This is a genomic window from Streptomyces sp. NPDC055025, assembly GCF_053608565.1.
This window is the reverse complement of the sequence record NZ_JBSGVS010000156.1, coordinates 1-1,273: the sequence shown is the minus strand read 5'-3', so window position 1 is coordinate 1,273 and position 1,273 is coordinate 1. Positions and strand designations below refer to the sequence as shown.

Annotated in this window: 1 protein-coding gene; it reads right to left on the bottom strand. The window is 57.5% G+C overall.

Annotated features, from left to right (window positions below; genetic code table 11):
- Window positions 1–1,147 (bottom strand): ATP-dependent nuclease (locus ACWGDX_RS39350; protein WP_453633633.1); only part of this gene is annotated, 1,147 nt, incomplete at its 3' end.
- Window positions 1,148–1,273 lie beyond the last annotated feature (126 nt).

Here is a 1,273-nt window from a genome sequence, read left to right as displayed (position 1 = left end):
CGCGCGTCGGTCCAAACCCCTGTTCGTCAAGAATATCAAGCATCGCCTCGCGAAGATTGGGGGCGTTTATGACTGCAACTTCAAAGGTCAAGTCGTTCAGAAAAATGCCATAGGTTTCCCAAATCGCACTGAAGGTAGGAAAATCAGCCGATTCGCACCAAGCACGCTGCTCAGCCGTCAAGGGAACGACTCCCGAAGCGGCGCAGTATGCGTCCCATATTCCAAGCGTCCGCGCCTTTCCAAGTGGCGACTTGGCGCCGGCGATGGGATCCCAATCGGTGACAACCGCGAAAGGCAGGCCAAGACTACCGGCGAGCTTCACGTAGGGCTCGAAATGGACGCCCGCGACATTGCAGACGGTAATGCCGAGCCGATCCAGATCGAGGCCCAACGCCTCGGCAAATCCGGGCAGCAGTGCTTCTTCGGCATCGCCTTCCACGAAGATCACGCCTCGCGCGAAAAGCAGTTCGGATCTCGTAGCGGTCAGATAGCGCTCAATGTCGTCAAGTTCCTCGTTTGTGACCGGCAACTCCGCAAGCGAATAGACTTGCGACGCGCCGTTCACCGATCGCAAGCTCACTATCGAACGGAGCGGCACAACCGCAGCCAATGTCGGGGAATGGCTCGTGACGACAAGTGCCTGTGCCGGGTCAGCTTTTTGAAATAGCTTATCGAATACAGCCCGCTGAAGTTGAGGATGGAGGTGAGCCTCCGGTTCCTCGATACAAAGCAGCGAATAGTTGCGTTCATTCTTGGCACGCCGCCAAGCAAACTCCGCCAATTTCAAAGTGATCAAGGCGACATTCGCAGAGCCCAGGCTTGCCTCAGCAATGCTGCGTTTGCCGTTATCGATGAACATTGCAATTGAACGGAACAATCGAAGCGGATCGGTGGGCGAAAAGAGAAGGCGTGCATCAATGTCATGCGCGCTTCCGGCAAGGTCCAGAATGCCAGCGCGGAGGGAGTCTTCGAGCGCTTTAACCGACGGGAAACTTTCGAGCTTCTTGGTCGCACTTTCAAGCGTGGCAGCAACGCTATCCAGTTCACTACGACTGACTGTCGCCACGGCATCCTCGAGCAATGGGCGCAGCGGTGAGTTGCGCCACGATGCCAGTTGCCCCTCGGCGTCGCGCAACGCGTCGAGCATATCTAGCGCAACCCTGCGACGGACCCGGCTTGGGACGGCTCGGGATTCATCACCCCCACCGAAAACGATGAACTCGCAGTCCTCACCGGATTGTGGAGCGCCAGTGACGTCGGCTCGCTTTCGGTA